Genomic DNA, 21,177 nt, shown 5'->3' on the forward strand with positions numbered 1-21,177 from the left:
AGGGAAAAGGACCGCCGGAACGTAGGTAAACCTACTTTCTGGCGGTCCTTATTTTGTTTCATCGGCTTGTCACTTTCTTACGCGGTGTAAGCAGTTTATACAGACGTTTCGCACATTGCTCAGCCGATTCCATACCTTCCCAATAGAGCATCATCTCGTTGTTAACCTCTTGCATAACTTGATTGTCCGAGATCGTTTCATGTTGATAATAAGCATCATGTAATTGACCGTCCGCAATGTGAAGCGACGCCAGATCGTGCCGGTCCCACAGCTGCTCATTAATCGGGTTTAGCACCGAGAGGAAGCGCGATTCGCCAATTTTGGCTTGAACCTCCGGGCTGCACGCTGTCTGTAGGAATTGGATCGCCAGCTCACGTTCTGTGCTTGCGGAATGAACCATTAGCGCATTGGCGATGAGCAATGTTTTGGAAGAGTCGCCGAATGGCATCGGCGCAAATTTAGGCTTAAACGGCAGCTTGTCGCCAAACCCAGCAAGCTCAATTGTCGTCGTCAGCATCATAGCGACTTGCTCGCTTTGGAAAGCGATACGATGCAGCTGCATATGGGAAATGAGTGCGCTCCGTTTGTGATAAATCATTTCGTGCATGAAGGTGAGTGTATCTAGAAGCGCTTTCTTATTCGGCTTATTAAAATCAACGCCGTTCTGCATCGCGATCACATTCCAGCGATTTAACGTAGATGGCAGTGAAAAGCCATAATTATCGATAATGCCGTCTTGATTCGTATCACAGGTCAGTTGCCTTGCCGTCTGAATAAATGTATCTTTGTTCCACCCTTGACGAGGTGATTCAATGTTGAATTTGTCGAACATTCGCGGATTGTAGGCGAGGCAAATACCTGAAAATGTGACAGGAACCGCTTTAATAAGACCGTCCTTGCGAAATCCGTCAAGCAGCTTCGGGTACATACTCGTCAATTCGCTGTCCAGAATCCGATCTAAACTAACGAATTCATCCATGGATTTAAGCTCTTGGAAGATCCCGTCTGTAATAATGCAAATGTCCGGTTGAATACCCATTTCGATACACTTATGTAAGGACTCCCAGAATTGGGCGATGGGAAAGCTGAGCAGCTTAATGTCGACATCGAGGTGCTGTTGTTCGAACGTTTCGCAAATAAACGGCAAGCAGTAATCAACAAAGTACGAAGGCGTAATGGTCAAAATGCGCAGAACCTTCCGCTTCGATTTCCGAACGGTAACGTTAGGGGAGACGAAGGTACCGAGTCCGGCTTTCTTCACAACAAGCCCTTCCTTGAGCAGGAGGTCAAGCGATTTACGGACAGAGCTTCGGCTGAGCTCGTAATACTTGCTTAATTCATTTTCCGACATGAGGAACTCATCCTTCTTGATAAAACCAGACAGAATTTGCTCCCGAAGGATATCGGTCAATGAAGAATAGCAATATTGGTCTTTTTTTCTCATAATCAGAATCGCCACCTATTTGCGCAGTTGTATGTATTCTAAACAATATGTGGAAAATTTACAACATAAAAAAAGTGAGACGCCACAAGGGTTTTGGTCAATTTAAAGACAACATTTAAACATGTATAGCACTTGTATTTTTTTGTACTTATAAATTATAATGGGATTGTAAACGGGGGGTGACCACATGGCTTCCATCGCCAGTACAAAGTCAAGTCGTGTTTTTCGAAAAGTAGTTCGATATCGATGGTTCTACCTGTTAATGGCCCCAGGCCTACTGTACTTCCTCATTTTCCGTTATATTCCGATGGCGGGACTACTCGTCGCATTCAAAGATTACAGCGTCACCAAAGGTATCTGGGATAGTCCCTGGGTTGGATGGCGCAACTTCGAAACCATCTTTAAATCACCTGATTTTCTTCGCCTCATGACCAACACACTCCTCATTAGCGTTTATCGACTCGTCTTCAATCTACTTCCTGATTTAATTCTCGCCTTACTTCTCAATGAAATTCGCGTTAGTTGGTTCAAAAAGATCGTGCAGACCATCACTTACGGACCTTACTTCTTATCCTGGGTCATCGTATACGGTTTGGTATACTCGTTCTTCTCCCCAGGCACTGGACTTGTCACGACATTTTATCAAAATATGGGGTGGGGAGAGCTCAATGTACTTGCGAACTCTGATTTCTTCCGACCGCTCATTATTCTGACCGACATTTGGCGGAATACAGGCTTCGGCGCCATTTTCTTCTTAGCAGCTTTAGCAACGATTAATCCAGAGCTTTATGAAGCTGCAGTTGTGGATGGGGCAGGCCGCTGGAAGCAAATCTGGCATATTACATTGCCTGGCGTCCGTGAAGTATTCATCCTGCTGCTGATCCTGCGGCTTGGCACAATTCTGGATGCCGGCTTCGATCAAATTTACGTGTTCCTAAATGCGCGGGTAACCATTGTTGGTGATATTCTCGATACGTGGATTTTCCGGCGAATTGTGGAACAGAACGATTTCAGCATTCCTGCAGCGATGGGCGTGTTTAAATCAGTCATTGGATTTGTGCTCGTGATTGCCGCTAACCGCATCGCCAAGAAATTTGGTGGTTCGGGAATTTATTAAAAGGTGGTGGAACATTTGTCCTATGCGGTACATAAGACCAAGTCTGATCGTTCAATCGATGTCATCATTTATGTCTTCCTTACACTCTGTTGCTTAACTGCGGTGTTCCCACTGTACTTTGTGTTTATCGAGTCGATTACACCTTATAAAGAGCTAATCCGTAACGGTGGCTTCGTCCTATTCCCTGAGCAGCTGACGTTGCAGGCGTACAAAGCGATTTTCAGCTCAAGACTTGTGCCTGATGCACTGAAGATTTCTGTTTTTATTACAGTGATCGGTACGTTTTTAAGCCTGCTGATTACGACTTGTCTGGCGTATCCATTGTCCAAAAGGGATGTGCCCGGCAGCCGATTTTTTCTGCTAGCCATTGTGTTCACGATGTTGTTTAACGGCGGAATTGTTCCGACCTATCTCGTTGTCAAGGGAATGGGATTAATCAACTCGGTATGGTCACTTATCATTCCAACGCTCGTATCACCGTTCTATATGTTTATCATGCGGACTTATTTCATTAATTTCCCAACAGAAGTAGAAGAGTCGGCGAAAGTGGATGGATGTGGGGACGTCCGAACGTTATTCCAGCTCGTAATCCCGTTGTCCATGCCGATTATCGTCACGATTGGCTTATTCTATGGCGTAATTCAATGGAATTCCTATTTTAATGCGATCTTGTATTTATCTGATCGAGATTTGTATCCGATCCAAGTCATTCTGCGCAATATGATTGTTACGTCCAGCGTGAGTCAAGAGTTGAACGCGAATCCATCTATGCTTCAAACGCTGCCTCCGGACACCATCCGAATGGCAACTGTTGTGGTGACGACCCTGCCGCTCCTGGCGATCTATCCGTTTATCCAGAAATATTTCATAAAAGGAATGCTTGTTGGTTCCATCAAAGGGTGACCTCGCTCGACCAATTGGACTTGAAAGGAGTGATGCCTTGTTTTGCTTCGTATCAGTCACAAATTCAATCAGTGAAGACTTGTGAATGAATTCGAGTACAAATGGGAGGTCATATGCATGAATTTGCGTAAAAATGTAGCATTCGGCGTAATCGCCAGCTTAGTTGTGTTAAGTGGTTGTTCGAAAGACGACTCTACGGCTACTCCGTCCGCTTCAACAGCCACTTCTGCTGCGCCTGAAGCAACAGCGGCAGCTACGAAGGCTCCGCCAATGACGTTGAACTGGCTAACTTTCGTTCCGACAAATGATGTATCATTGCCTTCGCCTGATAAAGATTATATTCGCCAGGCCATTGAGCAAAAGTTCAATGTCAAACTAAACATGGAGTATGGCGTCCCCGGTGAGGATCATAAGACGAAAATCAATCTGAAAATCACGTCAGGCGCTACACCAGATATGTTCCAAGCTGACGGTGCACAAACGAATCAATTTATTATTGATAAAGCTGTCGCCGATCTGACCCCCTATGTGAACCCGCAAACGATGCCCAACTATTACAAGTGGGTAACCCCTGAAATTATTCAACGCTATCAAGTGCAAGAAGTATTCATGCGTGCCCCCGTTCCTTATGAAAAACAGCTATATCAATCGTATTATGTGCGTAAAGACTGGCTGGATAAGCTTGGCCTGAAGGTACCGACGAATTATGACGAAATGATCAATGTTATGAAAGCATTCACGTTCAACGATCCAGACGGCAATGGGAAAAATGACACTTACGGCTTCACCACCACCGGTAACGGAGTCGGCGTATCGAAGCAATTCCCAGAATGGTATAAAAATGGCCTAGGAATCGATCTCTGGTATGATCAAGCGCATGGTGAATATGTCGATCCGCAATCCGATATTCGGGCAGGGAAAGTGCTCGATGATATTCGGGCAACACTCGCGCTTAAAATCGTAGATCCTGACTGGTTCTTAGCTAAACCAGGGCAAGAGCTTGAAAAAGTTCAAGCCGGTAAAGCGGGTATTTTCCAAAGCTTGCTGCGTACGGCTGCTTTTGATAACGTAGCTACGAGCGTGAAGAAGAAGACGATTGATATTAGCGGTGTTAAAACGGCAGATTTCGTTCCGTTCCACATTATGCCAGAAGCCGTTAACTTTGCCGCTTTGCCAGGTGTTCCATTCTTATTTGGGGCCAAAACGCCTCCGGAAAAAATTAAGAAAAGTATTGAAATCATGGATTGGCTGGCAGGACCAGAAGGTTACTTGCTGTCACACTACGGTAAAGAAGGCACGAACTATACGAAAAACGGCAACACCATCACACTTATTCCTGATGCCATTACAAAAGACAATCAAGCAAATGGTAATTTCTTTGATGTGTATAGCTCAATCTTTGCTTATGGTGTGCAAGATCCGAGCCCAATTGGGTTAACGGTTATCGATCCACGCGAAACCGATCATGACCGCGCTATTGTTGCAACGCTGAAAACCTACAAGTATCCAGTACTCGGCACGAACGTCGCTCCCCCTCCAGGCTTTGATATCGGTGCATTCCGTACACAAATGCGTGCGTATATGGTGAAGATCCTCTTTGAAGAGAAGGACGCAAGCAACTGGCCGAAATATCGGAAAGAATTGATGACCACGTACCATGGTAAAGAAATTTTCGACAATTATGCGAAAACCATATCGCAAGTGTTTAAAACGCCTGTTGTCTTTAAGTCTGAAAACCCGTAAGAACTGTGAAATCGTTGTAAGGCTTTCATACACGACTCCCGTGTTCTAGGTGAAGCACGGGGGCGTGCTGTGATTTCATATCTGATTATTCCTATTGAAATATATAGAATTTATCTTATAAATCAACACGAGAGAGGGTTTGGCATGAATCAAGAAAAGTTAGCCATTCTCGGTGGAAGTAAAATAAAAACGACGCCATTCGGTACTGGTAGAAGATTTGGTGAGGAAGAGGTCAAGGAGCTTGCCCAAGCACTTGAACAAAATACACTCTTTTATCATTCCGGACGAAAAGTTAAGCAATTTCTTGAGCAATTCAATACGCTCTACGGCGTAAAACATAGTGTCGCCACATCATCGGGCACGGGAGCTCTGCATGTGGCTATCTGTTCGGCTGGCATAAGTGTAGGAGATGAAGTAATTACAAGTCCTATCACGGATGCAGGCTCCATTATTGGTATTTTGTATCAGAATGCGATTCCCGTATTCGCAGATTTGGATCCACATACGTACAACATGACGGCGGAAACGATTAAAGCAAGGATTACGTCGAGAACGAAAGCGATCATTGTCGTCCATTTAGCCGGCAATCCTGCGGATATGGATCCGATCCTTGAGGTCGCACGCGAGCACGGATTGATCGTCATTGAAGATTGTGCGCAAAGCTATATGACTTCCTATAAAGGCCGATTAGTCGGGACGATTGGGGATTATGGCTGCTTCAGCACCAATGATTACAAGCATATATCGACGGGAGATGGCGGTATCGTCGTTGTGAATTCGCAAGACGAGGTGGATTATCAACGAACGCATGCCTTTGCAGACAAAAATTACAGCCGATTCGGCAATCAAGTTTCGCGGGAAATGCGTTTGCTTGCCCCGAATTACCGTATGACGGAGCTGCAAGGTGCTGTCGGCGTCGCGCAGTTGAGGAAATTGACTTGGATTTGTGACAGACGCAATCGGTACGGCGACAACATATCTGCCGGTATCAACGGCATGCCAGGAATAAAGCATCATCAAGTGACGACAGAGGGGCGGTGCACGTATTGGTTTTACATGTTTACGATTGAACCCGCCGTGCTCACTTGCACGCAAGTTGAATTTGCCGAAGCACTTCAAGCCGAAGGTATCGATTGCTCCGCTGGATATATTCCAAAACCGGTGTATATGCAGCCTTTGTTTTTGAATCGGGAAGCGTATACAGGCAGTCAGTTCCCATTTGACCTGACAGATATCGCATATGGCGAAGGGCTCTGTCCTACGGCCGAACACATTCTAAAGTATGCGATTCGAGTGCCTGTCAGTGAGTTTTTCAGTGATCAGGACATCGATGACATCATTGCAGGTATTCGAAAAGTGGCTGCTCATTACAGTGAGTCGGGGTTGGAAGTCGTGTAGCCGACAGAGGATGGAGGAATCAAAATGAAGATGGCCAAAGTCGGTGTGCTCGTAGAAAGCGAAGCTGCTGAACGCAAATGGACATACGGTCTTAACGTATTTGAGAAATATGTGGAAGAAATTTTGCTGCATGTCGGCCTGCCGTTTGAAACGGTATCCCAGTTGGACGCGGTGAGTCTGCAGAAGTACGACATTCTCATTGTCGCATGCTCTCAAGAGAATGGTGACAAGACTTCCCTATTATGGTCATATGCGGAGCAAGGCGGCACACTCATTAGCTATGCTGGGTTAAACGCCATGGCTCTCCGACTTGGGTACATCCAGACGGGAGAGACGGGTGCTGGTTATGCAGCTATTGAGCCAACACAGGCTGGTCAGCCGGACTCGCTGCGTTTTATATCAGCCAACCCATGGATAGAAGCCGATGAGAGTAGTCGAGAAGCAGCGGGTCAAGTTTCTTATGCGGCTACAGGTATTATCAAACAGTGGCGGCCTGATGGGCAAGAACTAGGTCCAGCACTGCTTAAGTTTAAGATCGGGCAAGGAAGCCTTCATCGCTGGACCGTCAATATCCCGCTCACCATCGTGCACATGCAGCAAGGCACGGGACCTGTTCTCGACGATGGGGTTCCAGCTGCCGATGGGAGTGCGAACGTCAATGAAGATATTTTAAAAGCAGATGATCGCATCGCTCTGGATTGGACATATGACCGTGTGTATACGGAAACTGGAATTCCCTATTTCCCATGGCCTTATGCGGATTATTGGAGAGAGGCATTGGTTAGGCACCTGCTGCAATGTGCGATTGACAAGGACATGACACTTCCGTTCACGGGGTATTGGCCAGATGGCATTCAATCGATCGCGATGATCTCGCATGATAGTGACGCCAATGAAGTTGCGCATGCCGTTGCTGCGCTGCAGCTGCTTGAAGAACTTCAACTTCAAACAACGTGGTGCATGCTTGAACCCGGCTATGGTGCATCTATTTATGAGCAAGTTAGGCAAGCAGGTCATGAGCTCGCCTTCCACTATAATGCATTGGACAAAGACAATGGCAAATGGGACGAAGAGGAATTTAATCGGCAAGTTAGCTGGGTCAAGCAAGCGACAGGCCTGCAGAATGTCACCACGAATAAAAACCATTACACACGTGTGGAAGGCTGGGGCGAGCTGTTTCTGTGGCTTGAACGGAACGGGATTCTGAGCGATCAAACGAGAGGTCCTAGCAAAAAGGGAAATGTCGGCTTCTTATTTGGCACCTGCCATCCTTATTTTCCCATTGCCTTATTCGACGAGAAGAATCGGTTCTACGATGTGCTCGAGATTGGATTCCTGACACAGGATCTGGATCTGGGTCATCTGGCTGACAATACGGTGATTGAGCCGTTTCTGCAGCAAGCCAAGCTAGTAAACGGTGCAGCGCATTTTCTGTTCCATCAGATTCACATCTATACCCGAGAGGAAGTTCGGAACGCAATTCGGATGTTGGTGAATAAAGCAAATGAAATGGGCTTCACGTTCTGGAAGTCGAAGCAAATACAAGATTGGACGCGGTTACGCAGATCGGTTCGAATTACCGCGTGCGATGATGATGGGAATGTTGAGCTGCAGTCAGACGAGGCGGTTCCGGGACTTGTCGTTTGGGTGCCGATGCTGACTTCTGAAGCATTCTTGCCTGATAAAGGGCATGAGATGCAGTTCGGAATCCCTTGTCGCAAGGTTGTCGTGAATATGAATGTTGAAGTTTCATAAGAATGGGGTGAGGACATGGAGAAGCTGGCACTAGCGGTAGATGGCGGAGCACCTGTTCGGACGGCAGGCTTCCCAGCTTGGCCGATATTCGGTGAATTGGAAGAGCAGCTCATACTCGATGTCATTCGATCTGGCAAATGGGGTGGTACGGGCACCGTCTTATCGCCAGAGTATTCACCCAAGCTACCCGAGATGGAGCGTCGATTCGCTGAACTTCACGATGCAGCGCATGCGATCAGCGTCGTAAATGGCACCGTAGCGATAACAGTTGCGCTGCAAGCGGCCGGGGTCAAACCGGGCGATGAGGTCATCGTACCGCCGTATACATTTATCGCCACGGCGGCGGCAGCTCTTGCCTATGGCGCTGTTCCCGTCTTTGTAGATATTGAAGAGGATACGCTTCTGCTCGATCCAGAGAAGATTGCTGGCGCCATCACATCGAGGACGAAGGCTGTCATCCCCGTTCACATAGCTGGTGCCCCAGCTAACATGAGTCGGATCCAAGAAGTGGCGGCGGTTCATCAGCTGCGAGTGATTGAAGATGCGGCTCAAGCAGTTGGGGCAAGCTGGGAGGGGCGAAGTGTAGGGGCGATCGGCGATTTTGGAACGTTCAGCTTACAATCGAGCAAAAACCTGAACAGCGGTGAAGGCGGCATCATTCTTACCAATGATCAGGAGCTTGCAGAAATCGCTTGGTCGCTCTGCAATGTCGGCCGCTCCCGGACAGGAGCTTGGTACCAGCATGATCGCATCGGGCAGAACTACCGGATGACCGAGCTGCAAGCAGCTATTGTGCTTGCGCAGATGAGCCGTTTGGAAGAGCAGATGCAGCGCAGAGAAGCGAATGCGAAGCTGCTCACCGAGCTGTTGAGCCAAATAGATGGGATCACTGTTGTGAAGTCGGATCCACGCATCACACGGCATGCTCATCACCTTTACATGTTTCGGATTGCTTCAGAGGTCACAGATCGGATTGACAAATCAGACTTTATACGCAAAGTGAACGCTGAAGGGATTCCGATGAGCCATGGCTACGTTCCGCTTAATCGAAACGAAGCGATTATTAATGCCTCGCAAGCCTTGACAGGGCAAAACAGGTACTATGCTTGTCCAATCAGTGAACGTCTTAGTGACAAAGAAGTGATATGGCTTACCCAAAATGTACTGCTTGCCGACGAGCAAGCCATGTATGACATCGCGGCGGCCATTCGAAAAGTAGTGGAATCGTATTAAGTAATAATACGTACTCATCTCATACACAAGGGAATGGTGACGAATTTGAAGCCAACTTTTCGACTTGGGGTAAGTAAAGTGGATATTACACCCGAGTTTCCCGTGCCGCTCGCTGGCTTTGCCGTACGCAGCGAGCTTGGCCCATTCGAGAGCAAGTCTCATAGACTGTATGCTCGCATTTTTGTCTTTGTGGATTCGACTGAAGAAAAGGCTGTCCTGATATCTGCGGATTTGCTTTGGTGGGGCAGCGATCGAGTTCCGGGGATCAGACTTCGTATTCGCGAACGATTCGGGATATCCGAGGACGCTATTCTCCTTCATGGTACTCATACGCATTCTGGTCCGCAAACGAGTGGATTGTTCACTTCGTACTTAGGCGTGATGGACTTGAGCTATGTAGAAGCGATGGAAGATCGCGTTATCGAAGCCATTGGAGCGGCATTTCAGCAGGTTGAGCCTGTTCGAATTGAGCAAGGTGTGGGGTATTCTCCGCTCGGAATTAATCGCCGCGGCGTGGTGAAATCGCCGCCGGATACGGGACCGATTGATCACGAACTGCGCGTCATTCGTTTTGTTAAAGAGGACGGCGTGCTGAAAGGGCTGTTCGTTCACTATGCCTGTCATCCTGTCATAACGCGGGAGAATGCCGTTTCTTCCGAGTATGTTGGCGTTGCCATGGAGATGGTAGAGCGAGATTTGGATGAAGGCGCAATCGCTGCTTTCTTGCAGGGAACTTGCGGCGATATTAACCCTAGTGACGGAGAGCGGGTCATCCGTGGAGATAACGAAGTCGTCATACAAATCGGCAAAGCATTCGCTGACAGTGTGATCGGCACGTTAGAAAAGCCGATGAGTACGCTGCTGACCCATCGGCTGCAATGGAGCAAGACTGTCATCGAACTTCCGCTCTCATCGCTGCCTGAGCGAGATCAGCTTGAGATCTCAGCCTTGGCTCCAGGGGTTCTTGGCGAATGGAGCCGTATCATGCTGGAACGATTTGACAGCTTGTCGTCTAGTATTCCGCTTGAGATGACGGTGCTGAAGCTTGCAGAGGGTCTCTCGCTGTTTGGCATGAATGCCGAAGTTGTGGTCGATTACGGACTTTTTATCAAACGGATATCACATGGAAATGTATTACCTATCGGTTATACGAATGGCATGTTTGGCTACATCCCAACAGCGCAGCAGCTTTCAGAGGGAGGCTATGAGACTCATGAGTCGACCTTGTATTTTGCGATGGCATCGAGCTTTGATCACGCAGTTGAGTCGATAGTGAAAGAAGCGCTGAATAAGCTGCTGTCCTAAACGAATAAGACAGAAACAGGAGACGGGTGTTCCTTCCATCGTTGGGGGAGCACCCGTTTTGTATATGTTATATTTAACCAAAATAGAAATGTGACGAATCGATTTTTATTAGATCATGGACAGCATCTGTTACAACACGGAGAGTTGATAAATGATTTCTTTTTGATGGGGAATAGTACCATCGAATGGAGGTTGATTATCGTGCTGAAAAGGGTAGATCTCGTACTATTCCTAGTGGTTACATGTAGTATCCTTTGGGGACAAACCGTTAAAGCAACGGATGGGGCAGAGGCGTTTGATATTTCGAAAGGTGAAATCATGCTGACCATTCCAAACTCAAACTTGTTGCAAAACCAAGTGAAAGAATGGCTGTCTTCCATTACTGGTACCGTTGTATCATTCGATATTGAGCCGCACGATGGGATAGCCATTAAGATTCCGCTAACGCCGCCTTACAAGATGAAGTCGGAGTGGATGACTGGAACCGTTACAGAAGTAGTCATGTTTATCAGTTCATCTAAAACCTATTATCCAACGCTGCTCATTTTTACGAAAGAAAATGGGGTTATTGCTGTTCATTTTAATAGTGAGAAAGTAAAGTCATTTCTAGAGGACCATAAGTTGTACAATTCCAAATTAAACCTTGCTGAACCACCGATTCGGTAAGCAGCATGTATGTCCACTTTATGAATATTTAATAGTTGGTTTAGATGTAGTTAATTTCAATTGATTATCTTATAGGTAAGAAGATAACAAGGGAGATAATGAATCAATGAAAATCTTAACCATGACACAGAAAAAGTGGCTTCTGAGCTTACATATCATATTCTCAGCCATTATGCTGGGGACAAGTGTGACGTTTCTCATATTGAGCATAACCGCTGTGAGCACGAACGAATCGGGATTAATACTTTCTTGTTATAAAGCCATGCATGTGTTATCAGAAACCTCGGTTCGAGCGTCAGTTATCGGGACAATCGTGACAGGAATCCTTTTGTCCTTACGGACTCATTGGGGTTTAGTGAAATATAAGTGGATCATCGCCAAAGAAGTACTGACCTTGATTGCAATTCTCGTTGGACCAATTGGCATGTACTTCTGGACATTGGAAGGCATTACTCTACTGACAGGTGTAGGGGTGGAAAGCGCGAATCAAGGGGCATACGTCGTGAACACGATCTCGCTCTTCATCGGAATAGGTTTACAGATAATATCTTTAGTTTTGATGTTTTTGCTTTCGGTATTTAAGCCTTGGGGGAAGCGGAAAGCTAGAAAAATCGGCTAAAAAATGTTCCAGTATAACTATAATCAAACAATCCTTTGATATGGCATATTCCTTGTTTTACGATGGGATTAGTCCATAAGTAACTGAAGAGGGTGAACTTTTTGATTATAAAAGAGTGCCAAATGAATGACATCCATCATCTCATTCAAGATTATCTAAATACGTTGTCTTCGCCTTTTGATTCGTTTTTAGAAGAACATATTCTCAAATCAACGTTTTATGTGTTCCTTGATGGATTGGAATTCGCAGGTTACTTTTCCATTCATATGCAGGAGAAACTTACCCAATTTTTCATTCGTCCAGCACACCAGAAGCACGCTCAAGCGCTGCTTAGCCAAGTAATTGAACAATTCTCAGTGAAGTCACTTTTCGTTCCAACCTGTGATGAGTTGTTTCTAAGCTTAGCTCTAGACAGCGAATTTACGATCACCAATCAAGCTTATTTTTTTCAAGATAATCAAATAAAAATTGAAGTAAATGATTCCTTACAAGGCGACATTTTTGGCCTAGCGATGTTAGAGGATCTTGTTAACATTCAACAGGTAAGTGGGGATTTTCTCGATCAGCATGAAGCCAGAATTGAGCAAGGAGAGCTCTTCACCTACTATAGAGGTCCTATATTGTTAGGAGTTGGCGTTCTTGAAAAAAGTAAAATGTTAAATGGCATAGCGAGTATAGGCATGTTTACTAATGATGCGTTTAGAAAGCAAGGAATTGGGAAACATATCATCCTTCATTTAAAATCTTGGTGTTATACCCATCATTTGAAGCCAATTAGTGGCTGCTGGTATTATAATGAGGCTTCAAAGAAGACTTTAGAGAGTGCAGGCATGGTAACAAGAACTAGGCTCTTGAATATTAAAGTTACTCTTGACCTTACAAAATGAATGAGGTAGTTTGCTTTTTTGAAATAAAGATTTAAAAAGGGTTGATTGTCAGAATATTTTTTCATCACTTGCAGTGTTCGACAGTTTTTTCGTGATCCACTTCGTATACTTAGGAAGAATACAGATAAAAAATGTATCTTTCGGCGGAGGTTGAGTTCATGATTATAGTTCCTACGGCCCTATGCCAACCGGGCATGCGGATTGGTAAAGCCGTTTTGTCCGAACATGGACGTGTAATGCTTGGACATCGCGTAGAACTCACACAATTTATGATTAAAAAGTTAGTCCAAATGGGACTTGACTTCTTGTATATCGAAGATAGGGAAACCGAAGACATCCCCATAGAAGAAGCGATCGATGAAGAGACCCGCGCCTTACTGCGGATGGCGTTGTCCAAGATTTTCACCAAATTCAGCGCAACCTCCACCTTAGGAGGATCGACGAACTCCGCTGAAATCTCGCGATTGCTTTTCGATGGGATGTCTAAAGTGATTGAAGATATGAGTAAGGGAAGACAGCATCTTGTCTCCATTACCACATTAAATATGGCACCAGCAACGACATTGGAACAGCATTTTTGCCAAAATGCTATCAATGTGTGTATCTATGCCACTAAGCTTGGGATGCTTCATGGGTACTCACCCAAAGAGTTAACTGAGCTAGGGCTAGGAGCGCTGCTTCACGATGTGGGGAATATTCAGATCCCATCCAAGCTGCTTTTAAGCAGCGCAAAGCTGTCCCCGAGCGAATATTTGGAGATTCAAAAGCATACTGAATTAGGCTTTAATATGCTGAAGGAGGATGTCGGCATCCCGTTGCTGACTGCAATTTGTGCACTGCAGCATCATGAACGTATCGATGGCAGCGGTTATCCTCATAATCTCAAGGGGAACCAGATTCATGAGTATGCTCGCTGGATCGGGATGTTGGATTCCTATGATGCTATGACGCATCCAAGAGCCTACCGGAATTCCATTGCTCCGCATTATGCGCTTGAGATTCTTTATGCGAATGCTGGGAGCTTATACGATATAAAGAAAGTAACGCAATTTCGAAATAAAGTGGCCATTTTCCCGGTTGGACAAGGCGTTAAGCTAAGCACAGGAGAATTAGGCGTTGTCTGTCGACAAAATGCCTACATTCCATCTAGACCCGTCGTCAGAGTACTTAAAAACGAGCGAGGCGAGAAGTTAAAGTCACATTATGAGATTGATCTATCGACTTCGCTTCATGTGATGATCGATAATATTAGTGAGAGAGCCATTTATGTTTAACATGGATACAAAAAAGCAGTAGTTATGGGTGGATGAACCCAGTTCCTACTGCTTTTTCCTTTGCAACTAATCCGTAATATTTCTAGTATAATATTCAATAATGTCCTTGCGTCGGATGATACCGAGGAAGACGCGGTCCCTATCGACAACCGGAACAAAGTTCTGGTCAGCGGCGAGAGCCAGCATATCCTCCATATACGCATCAATTGCGACGCACTCATTATATATCCGTTTACGGATGCCGGTAACTGAAATTTCGTCCATATTATCGAAATTTAGGCCGGGCGTGCACTTCAGTTTCCATAACAAATCTCCTTCGGATAAGGTGCCAACGTATTTCCCATCCTCGTCGATAATCGGAATCGCTGTATAATGGCAGGCTTCTAGCCGCTCGATCGCTTCTTTCATTGAAGCAGAAGTCGTCAGGTAAGATACTTTGTCCTTAGGGTATAAAAACGATTTAATTTCCACTTTGTTTCACTCCTTTTCATCCCAAAATACGATAACTCCTTAATTAAAACATAAATTCGTCATGAAAGTGTAAAATGGAAGGGTGTAATAAATGGAAATTGAAATTATTTTAGGGTGGAAGTCCTATTTTCGTGGAGGTGTTTAAGCTGTTAAGTGTGAAACATGTCCTACTCGATCAATTAGCCGCATGCCATAATGATGAGAGTTGGTTTAAATCTTCGACAACGATTTTGAGTGATATCTCCGTAAGTGAGGCTGTTTTGAAATTAAATGACAATCCGCAATCCATTTGGGAGATCACGCACCATCTCATTTTTTGGAATGAGATGTGGCTAGAACGTTTTATGAAGGATGCCCCCTTTGATACAGAGCATATTGTGAACGACGAGACATTTGATATTGAGCACCTGAGTCAGGATGAAGTAGCGTGGCAGGAAACGATTCAGAGGTTAAGTCATGGTTTTTCAAAATGGCGAGAGGCGATTTCGAATTGTGAAGATGCTAAACTGGAGAAGAGGATACCTACTTATTACAATGCTCAGTGGTGGGGTGTGATTTCAAATGTGTGTATCCATAACGCCTATCACATCGGTCAAATCATGCTTCTGAAAAAGCAAGTACAGAAATAGTTCGGATGGCAGCAGGCGCTTCTTAAAGCGCCTTTTTGCTGTTCTCATTGATGGTCATTTATGCTTCTCTTTCTGCTTTAACCAGAAATCAGTTGGTACATAACTGATAAGTGAATAATCCAATTCATCACCAGACGGGGTAGCCAATTGGACGAGTAACATTTCTTTTTTATTAGCGGGTTGCAAGTCACCTGTTTTAATCGTAATGACTTCTACACCGTTTCGCTTCGGATTGCCGACAACAACTACTTGATTTCCTTTCGTATAGACATGCCTAATCTCCGTTTGAAAAACCACGATATACATGTCCAGTGCAGTCTCATTTTGGAACATTTCTATGGGAATCCCCATGTCTTTCTCGAAATTCATCCAACCTGAAAGGCCAATATCATAGTTGGTAAACATACGATGTGAAGCGTAATAGATACGGGAAGGAATGTAACTCCATCTGCCTCCCCAGTATGTACTATGCCAATGCTCTTCATAAACGGGTCTTTTGTAATCAGGCAGGTTCTTTATAACCGTATAAGGCATTGTCGAACCATTATTGATGACATCGCTAATAGGGGCAGTTTGAGAAGGATATTGTTTATTGAGATTCGTTTCAAAAGGAAGTTCATCCATATGCGTGGGTTGCGGCGGTTCTAGACTTTTTAGTCGTTTTTCCAGCTCATTTGTTTGGCTTGTAGGATCTTCAACCTCCACAGCATATGTGTTTATCTGTAAAAGGGCGCAAGCCAGCAACACAGTACAAATGTGGAAGTAACCATTTCTTATTTTTGACATTCGGACACCTCGTGGCTATTTTGATGCTTTTCGAACGAAATTATGTAAGCTGGATTCGCAGTTTGACACACATGGCGAAGTCAGACAGCGGAAAAGGAGTCCTGGATTTCTGTGCCGAGTCCGTCCCCTGAACCGGAAACAACGGCTACCCCTACAACTACTGCGCAATGCTCGTTTAAAATTCATACTCGAATGTGAAATAAGTGGCGAAGCTGGCGTATCGGGCTCGAAGCTGCTTAAGAAATTGCATATTGCTGATCTCATTGTCAACACTATGAAAGCATACACATTTGAATGATGAAGGTCGGTCGACAACATGATTAGAATGTTATTGGATGAGGAACGAGCGATATGCTGACGAGACTCGACATCCCATTTTCGCGAAATTGGCTGTTACATGTGATGATAGGCGTGTTCGTATTGTATTGGGGGTACACGGCTATTTCACCAACGGACCGGATACAGTGGTTAATGGAGAATCTGTTACTCATAGCTCTCGTGATGCTTCTTACATTTACGTATAAAGTTTTCCACTTCTCTAATCTTTCCTACCTGTTCATGTTCATTTTTCTGATCCTGCATACCTATGGTGCACATTTTACTTATCAGAAGACACCATTCGATATGTGGCTGAGAGATTCTTTTCATACGCAGAGAAGCTACTATGATCGGGTTGTTCATTTCTTTTTTGGTCTATTCTGGGCCTATCCATTTCGTGAATTGCTAATTCGGACCGCGTCATTACGTGGATTTTGGTCGTATGCCATTCCCGCGGCAGTTGTACTCTGTTTCAGTGCCACCTTCGAAATAATCGAGATGGGTGCTGCTTATGTGACTGAGCAATACGGTGAGGAATATGTCGGCATGCAAGGAGATGTCTTCGATTCTCATAAGGACATGGGGCTTGGAATAGCGGGTGCGATTATTTTTCTTGGCATTTTGGCATGGGTGCGTTGGAGGAAAAAAACATGGAATGCTGCGAAATTAAAACTGGATTAGGGGGGACCCTCGGTTCAGCTTTTTTCTGCTATGATTCTGCACAAACCTAACGCAAACGGTCAGATGCAGCTGAGGCTCTTCGATATTGTGGAGAAGGGCAGCATGTGGGGAAGATTATTATTCATGTTAATTAATACAAAGGAGCTAAGCGCAAACACGCGCATTAGCTCCTTTTCCATGCCTACATGATTAAGTACGGCGCATGTATGCAATCACCGTGATTGGGGCAAAAATCGCCACGATTACAATAGCTCCGAAGAGCGAAATCGTTAGATCCCAACCTACGGTACCTTGATTCGCAAGCTCTCGGACAGCAGAGACGAGGTGAGAGATCGGATTGATTTTGACAAACCACTGCAGCCAGTTAGGCATAGTGTCTACCGGTACGAACGCGTTGGATAGAAACGTTAACGGAAACAGAACGAGCATTGAAATCCCCTGAACACTTGATGCTGTACGAGCAATGACGCCGAAGAATGCGAAGATCCAGCTGATCGCCCATGAGCAGAAAATGACAAGCAACGCGGCGATCGCAACGTTCGCCAAACCGCCTTCAGGACGATAGCCCATGATGAATCCCATGGAAAATGTGAGAACTGTCGCGATGGTATACCGTATGGTGTCGGCCAATAAGGCTCCCGCGAGAGGAGCTATACGCGCTATGGGCAGCGATTTAAATCGGTCGAAAACGCCTTTATCCATGTCCTCTCGGAGCTGGACGCCGGTGACGATAGACGTTGTGATCACGGTCTGTACGAGGATACCGGGAATAATGACAGGTAAATAACTCACGACATCACCTGAAATGGCTCCACCGAAGATATACGTAAACATCAGGGTGAAGATAATCGGTTGAAGCGTAACGTCGAATAATTGTTCTGGCGTTCGGCGGATCTTCAATAGGCCGCGGTAGGCCATCGTCAACGAATTGCGAATGGATTGACGAAAGCTGGTGTGATTTTTTAGATGACGCTCGGAAACGGGTTTAATATTTGTACTCATGCTCATACTCTTGCCTCCTGTTTGTTACTCGAGATATCAGAAGTCTCTGAATCGTGATTCTCAACACCATGACCGGTAATCGTTAGAAACACCTCATCAAGTGTAGGCTTCTGAACACTCATTTCGGCCAAATGAATACCTGCCGTGCGAAGGGAGATTAACAGATCCGTAACTAGATCGGCGTTCGCCATTGGCGCAGAGATTTTACCAGCAGCCAAAGTGGACGGCACCTTGAGTACCTGCTCAACGGTTCGACGTGCTTGCTCAACGTCCAATGGATTCTGGACAACGAGCTGCAACGAAGAGGTGCCGACGGATGCCTTCAGTTCATCAACCGTTCCCTCTGCGACGACACGACCACGATCGATGACCGCGATTCGGTCAGCCAATTGATCGGCCTCTTCGAGGTATTGTGTTGTGAGCAAAATCGTTGAGCCGGTGTTTACCAAACGACGAATCGTGTCCCACATTTGTGAACGTGTACGCGGGTCTAAGCCAGTTGTCGGCTCATCCAAGAAGATGAGAGGAGGCTGAGCAATAAGGCTCGCGGCGAGATCCAATCGACGTCTCATCCCGCCTGAGAAATTCTTCAATGGGCGCTTAGCAGCCTCAGTCAAACCGAACTCCTCAAGCAATTCCTCAGACTTTTGCCGCGCTTCTTTACGCCCTAGACCGAGTAGTCGGGAGAAAATAATTAAGTTCTCAGTTGCGCTTAACGACTCATCGACCGATGCATATTGACCAGTGACCCCGATCAATTGACGAACGATCTGCGATTCTTTCACCACATCGTAACCGAAGATTTTGGCCGAACCCGCATCGGGTCTAAGTAAGGTCGCCAGCATATTAATTGTAGTGGTTTTACCAGCCCCATTCGGGCCCAGTACGCCGTAAATCGTCCCCGCCTTCACATTCAAATTGACGCCATCTACTGCACGATTTTCACCAAATGTTTTGACAAGTCCACGCGCTTCCACGGCCCACTCGCCTTGTGTATGCTTTTGAAAAGAATCCAATGTAATTCCTCCTAGATAACAATTGATGAAGTGATTGTAACGTACCTTTTTAAACTGAATGTAAACAAATGGGTTGTAGATTAATTAAAGAAATTGTAAACGAGAAGGAGAGTTTCTTTTTAGTAATCCTTTACTTCGAATTGGTAAAACCTATTATGCTATGATGAGTTCAAGCTTAGTATTGGAGGACCCGATCATGTCATTAATAAATGTAACCAACCTAACGTTTGCCTATGATGGCAGCTACGATAACATATTTGAGAACGTCAACTTCCAAATCGATACCGATTGGAAACTAGGATTTACGGGGAGAAACGGGAGAGGGAAGACTACATTTCTTAGTTTATTGCTTGGTAAATACGAGTACAGCGGTCACATTGCTGCGAGTGTCAGCTTTGAATATTTCCCTTTCCAAGTCGAAAATAAATATATGAACACCCTCGATATCATCAATGATATTGTGTCGGACTATCAACACTGGGAATTAATGCGTGAACTAACGTTGCTAAAGGTCTCTGAGGATGTGCTATATCGTCCCTTCGAATCATTGTCCAATGGAGAGCAAACGAAGGTGTTGCTGGCAGCCTTATTCCTTAAGGAGAATAGTTTCCTGTTAATTGATGAACCCACGAATCATCTTGATATGAAGGCGCGGAAATTGGTCAGTGATTATCTGGATACCAAAAGCGGATATATTCTGGTGTCTCACGACAGATCATTTTTGGATAACTGTGTAGATCACATTCTCTCCATCAATAAGACTAATATCGAAGTTCAAAAAGGCAATTTCAGCGATTGGTGGGAAAATAAACAACGGCAAGACAACTTCGAGCTGTCTGAAAACGAAAAGCTGAAGAAGGACATTAAACGGTTATCTGATTCAGCTAAACGAACGAGCAACTGGTCTCACGAAGTCGAGAAAACGAAAAACGGTTCTCGAAATTCAGGTTCCAAGGTTGATAAAGGCTATATTGGTCATAAGGCAGCAAAAATGATGAAACGTTCTAAATCCATCGAACAACGACAGCAATCTGCAATTGATGATCGGTCTAAGCTTCTTAAGAATATCGAAAGCGCAGAAGATTTAAAGATTACCCAACTGGTGTATCATAAAAATCAGCTTGCGGAGCTCGAACACGTTTCGATTTACTATGGTGAGAAGATGGTTTGCCAAGATATCAGCTTTACTATTGAGCAGGGAGAGCGAATTGCGCTTTCAGGTAAAAACGGTTCTGGTAAATCAAGTATTATTAAGTTACTATGTGGTCAAAATATCAACTATACAGGTACTTTCAGGATTGGAAGCCAGCTTCAAATCTCTTATGTTTCTCAGGATACCTCGCATTTACAAGGTAACTTAACGGACTACGCGAAGAAGAATGGGATTGATGAGAGTCTATTTAAAGCAATTTTAAGAAAGCTGGACTTCGCCAGAGTCCAATTTGAAAAGGATATTTCATCGTTCAGCGGCGGTCAGAAAAAGAAAGTACTGATTGCCAAAAGTCTGAGTGAGAAAGCTCATTTGCACATCTGGGATGAACCGCTCAACTTTATAGATGTGATTTCGCGTATGCAGATTGAAGAGTTACTGCTTGATTACGCTCCAACCCTGCTTTTTGTGGAGCATGACAGGGAATTTTGCGACAATGTTGCAACGAAAATAATTGAACTTTAAGGATAAGAGCTAAGCTGCTTAAATGGGGCTTAGCTTTTTTGCTTTAACCCTGCCAACAGGGTGTTAGTCGGCTTTCCGTCGTAAGCTGCGTTAGTCCGATTTTTCCTGACTAAAACGAGAATTACTTGTATAAATGGCCGATTAGTCCGATTCTGTCGAATTATTCATCCATTTTCCTTGTTTGAGTGTTGTTTGGGGCGAATTAGTTGGGCTATTTAGGACTATTTAAGAGTTAATAGTCCTGCCATTGAGATT

Annotated in this window: 19 protein-coding genes; 14 read left to right on the top strand and 5 right to left on the bottom strand. The window is 45.0% G+C overall.

Going from position 1 to position 21,177, the window contains the following annotated elements:
- Window positions 1-58 precede the first annotated feature (58 nt).
- Window positions 59-1,444 carry an extracellular solute-binding protein gene (locus AC58QO_RS15125; RefSeq protein ID WP_497266791.1) on the bottom strand — a complete coding sequence of 462 codons (1,386 nt, stop codon included), beginning with the start codon at window positions 1,442-1,444 and terminating at the stop codon, window positions 59-61.
- A gap of 187 nt (window positions 1,445-1,631) precedes the next feature.
- Here AC58QO_RS15125 and AC58QO_RS15130 point away from each other — a divergent pair, with 187 nt between their 5' ends.
- From AC58QO_RS15130 to AC58QO_RS15180, 11 genes are all read left to right on the top strand, one after another.
- Window positions 1,632-2,561 carry an ABC transporter permease gene (locus tag AC58QO_RS15130; RefSeq protein ID WP_497266793.1) on the top strand — a complete coding sequence of 310 codons (930 nt, stop codon included), beginning with the start codon at window positions 1,632-1,634 and terminating at the stop codon, window positions 2,559-2,561.
- Window positions 2,562-2,567: 6 nt separating this feature from the next.
- Window positions 2,568-3,464: a carbohydrate ABC transporter permease gene (locus tag AC58QO_RS15135; protein WP_497267498.1), complete on the top strand. Its 897-nt coding sequence runs from the start codon at window positions 2,568-2,570 to the stop codon at window positions 3,462-3,464.
- Window positions 3,465-3,581: 117 nt separating this feature from the next.
- A complete protein-coding gene (locus tag AC58QO_RS15140; protein ID WP_497266795.1) occupies window positions 3,582-5,207 on the top strand; it encodes a type 2 periplasmic-binding domain-containing protein in 1,626 nt (541 codons plus the stop codon).
- A gap of 144 nt (window positions 5,208-5,351) precedes the next feature.
- A complete protein-coding gene (locus AC58QO_RS15145; RefSeq protein WP_497266797.1) occupies window positions 5,352-6,605 on the top strand; it encodes a DegT/DnrJ/EryC1/StrS family aminotransferase in 1,254 nt (417 codons plus the stop codon).
- A 24-nt stretch (window positions 6,606-6,629) separates the two neighbouring features.
- On the top strand, window positions 6,630-8,360 hold the full coding sequence (locus tag AC58QO_RS15150; protein WP_497266799.1) for a polysaccharide deacetylase family protein: 1,731 nt from the start codon (window positions 6,630-6,632) through the stop codon (window positions 8,358-8,360).
- A gap of 15 nt (window positions 8,361-8,375) precedes the next feature.
- The gene (locus AC58QO_RS15155) at window positions 8,376-9,593 is read left to right on the top strand and encodes a DegT/DnrJ/EryC1/StrS family aminotransferase (protein ID WP_497266801.1); all 1,218 of its coding nucleotides are present in this window, start codon (window positions 8,376-8,378) and stop codon (window positions 9,591-9,593) included.
- A gap of 33 nt (window positions 9,594-9,626) precedes the next feature.
- Complete coding sequence (locus AC58QO_RS15160; protein ID WP_497266803.1) at window positions 9,627-10,898, top strand: neutral/alkaline non-lysosomal ceramidase N-terminal domain-containing protein; 1,272 nt, start codon at window positions 9,627-9,629, stop codon at window positions 10,896-10,898.
- 201 nt (window positions 10,899-11,099) lie between these two features.
- Window positions 11,100-11,564: a hypothetical protein gene (locus AC58QO_RS15165; RefSeq protein ID WP_497266805.1), complete on the top strand. Its 465-nt coding sequence runs from the start codon at window positions 11,100-11,102 to the stop codon at window positions 11,562-11,564.
- 106 nt (window positions 11,565-11,670) lie between these two features.
- Window positions 11,671-12,183 carry a hypothetical protein gene (locus tag AC58QO_RS15170; RefSeq protein ID WP_497266807.1) on the top strand — a complete coding sequence of 171 codons (513 nt, stop codon included), beginning with the start codon at window positions 11,671-11,673 and terminating at the stop codon, window positions 12,181-12,183.
- Window positions 12,184-12,284: 101 nt separating this feature from the next.
- Window positions 12,285-13,070, top strand: a complete 786-nt coding sequence (locus AC58QO_RS15175; RefSeq protein WP_497266808.1) for a GNAT family N-acetyltransferase — start codon at window positions 12,285-12,287, stop codon at window positions 13,068-13,070.
- Between the two features lie 158 nt (window positions 13,071-13,228).
- Window positions 13,229-14,344, top strand: a complete 1,116-nt coding sequence (locus tag AC58QO_RS15180; protein ID WP_497266809.1) for an HD-GYP domain-containing protein — start codon at window positions 13,229-13,231, stop codon at window positions 14,342-14,344.
- 66 nt (window positions 14,345-14,410) lie between these two features.
- Here the strand turns inward: AC58QO_RS15180 and AC58QO_RS15185 are convergent, their stop codons facing one another.
- On the bottom strand, window positions 14,411-14,815 hold the full coding sequence (locus AC58QO_RS15185) for a CBS domain-containing protein (RefSeq protein ID WP_497266810.1): 405 nt from the start codon (window positions 14,813-14,815) through the stop codon (window positions 14,411-14,413).
- 131 nt (window positions 14,816-14,946) lie between these two features.
- Here AC58QO_RS15185 and AC58QO_RS15190 point away from each other — a divergent pair, with 131 nt between their 5' ends.
- Window positions 14,947-15,444 (top strand): DinB family protein, encoded by a 498-nt coding sequence (locus tag AC58QO_RS15190; RefSeq protein ID WP_497266812.1) that lies wholly within the window; start codon window positions 14,947-14,949, stop codon window positions 15,442-15,444.
- Between the two features lie 54 nt (window positions 15,445-15,498).
- On the opposite strand, the gene AC58QO_RS15195 is transcribed toward AC58QO_RS15190, so the two are convergent.
- On the bottom strand, window positions 15,499-16,230 hold the full coding sequence (locus AC58QO_RS15195; protein WP_497266814.1) for a hypothetical protein: 732 nt from the start codon (window positions 16,228-16,230) through the stop codon (window positions 15,499-15,501).
- Between the two features lie 351 nt (window positions 16,231-16,581).
- On the opposite strand from AC58QO_RS15195, the gene AC58QO_RS15200 reads away from it, so the two are divergent.
- Window positions 16,582-17,229 (top strand): DUF2238 domain-containing protein, encoded by a 648-nt coding sequence (locus AC58QO_RS15200; RefSeq protein ID WP_497266816.1) that lies wholly within the window; start codon window positions 16,582-16,584, stop codon window positions 17,227-17,229.
- A 189-nt stretch (window positions 17,230-17,418) separates the two neighbouring features.
- On the opposite strand, the gene AC58QO_RS15205 is transcribed toward AC58QO_RS15200, so the two are convergent.
- Together AC58QO_RS15205 and AC58QO_RS15210 are read right to left on the bottom strand one after the other, a co-directional pair.
- On the bottom strand, window positions 17,419-18,231 hold the full coding sequence (locus AC58QO_RS15205; RefSeq protein ID WP_497267499.1) for an ABC transporter permease: 813 nt from the start codon (window positions 18,229-18,231) through the stop codon (window positions 17,419-17,421).
- A gap of 2 nt (window positions 18,232-18,233) precedes the next feature.
- A complete protein-coding gene (locus AC58QO_RS15210) occupies window positions 18,234-19,247 on the bottom strand; it encodes an ATP-binding cassette domain-containing protein (RefSeq protein WP_497266818.1) in 1,014 nt (337 codons plus the stop codon).
- A gap of 196 nt (window positions 19,248-19,443) precedes the next feature.
- On the opposite strand from AC58QO_RS15210, the gene AC58QO_RS15215 reads away from it, so the two are divergent.
- Complete coding sequence (locus tag AC58QO_RS15215; protein WP_497266820.1) at window positions 19,444-20,922, top strand: Lsa family ABC-F type ribosomal protection protein; 1,479 nt, start codon at window positions 19,444-19,446, stop codon at window positions 20,920-20,922.
- The last annotated feature ends 255 nt before the right edge of the window (window positions 20,923-21,177 follow it).

This window comes from Paenibacillus sp. J31R30 (genome assembly GCF_059692115.1).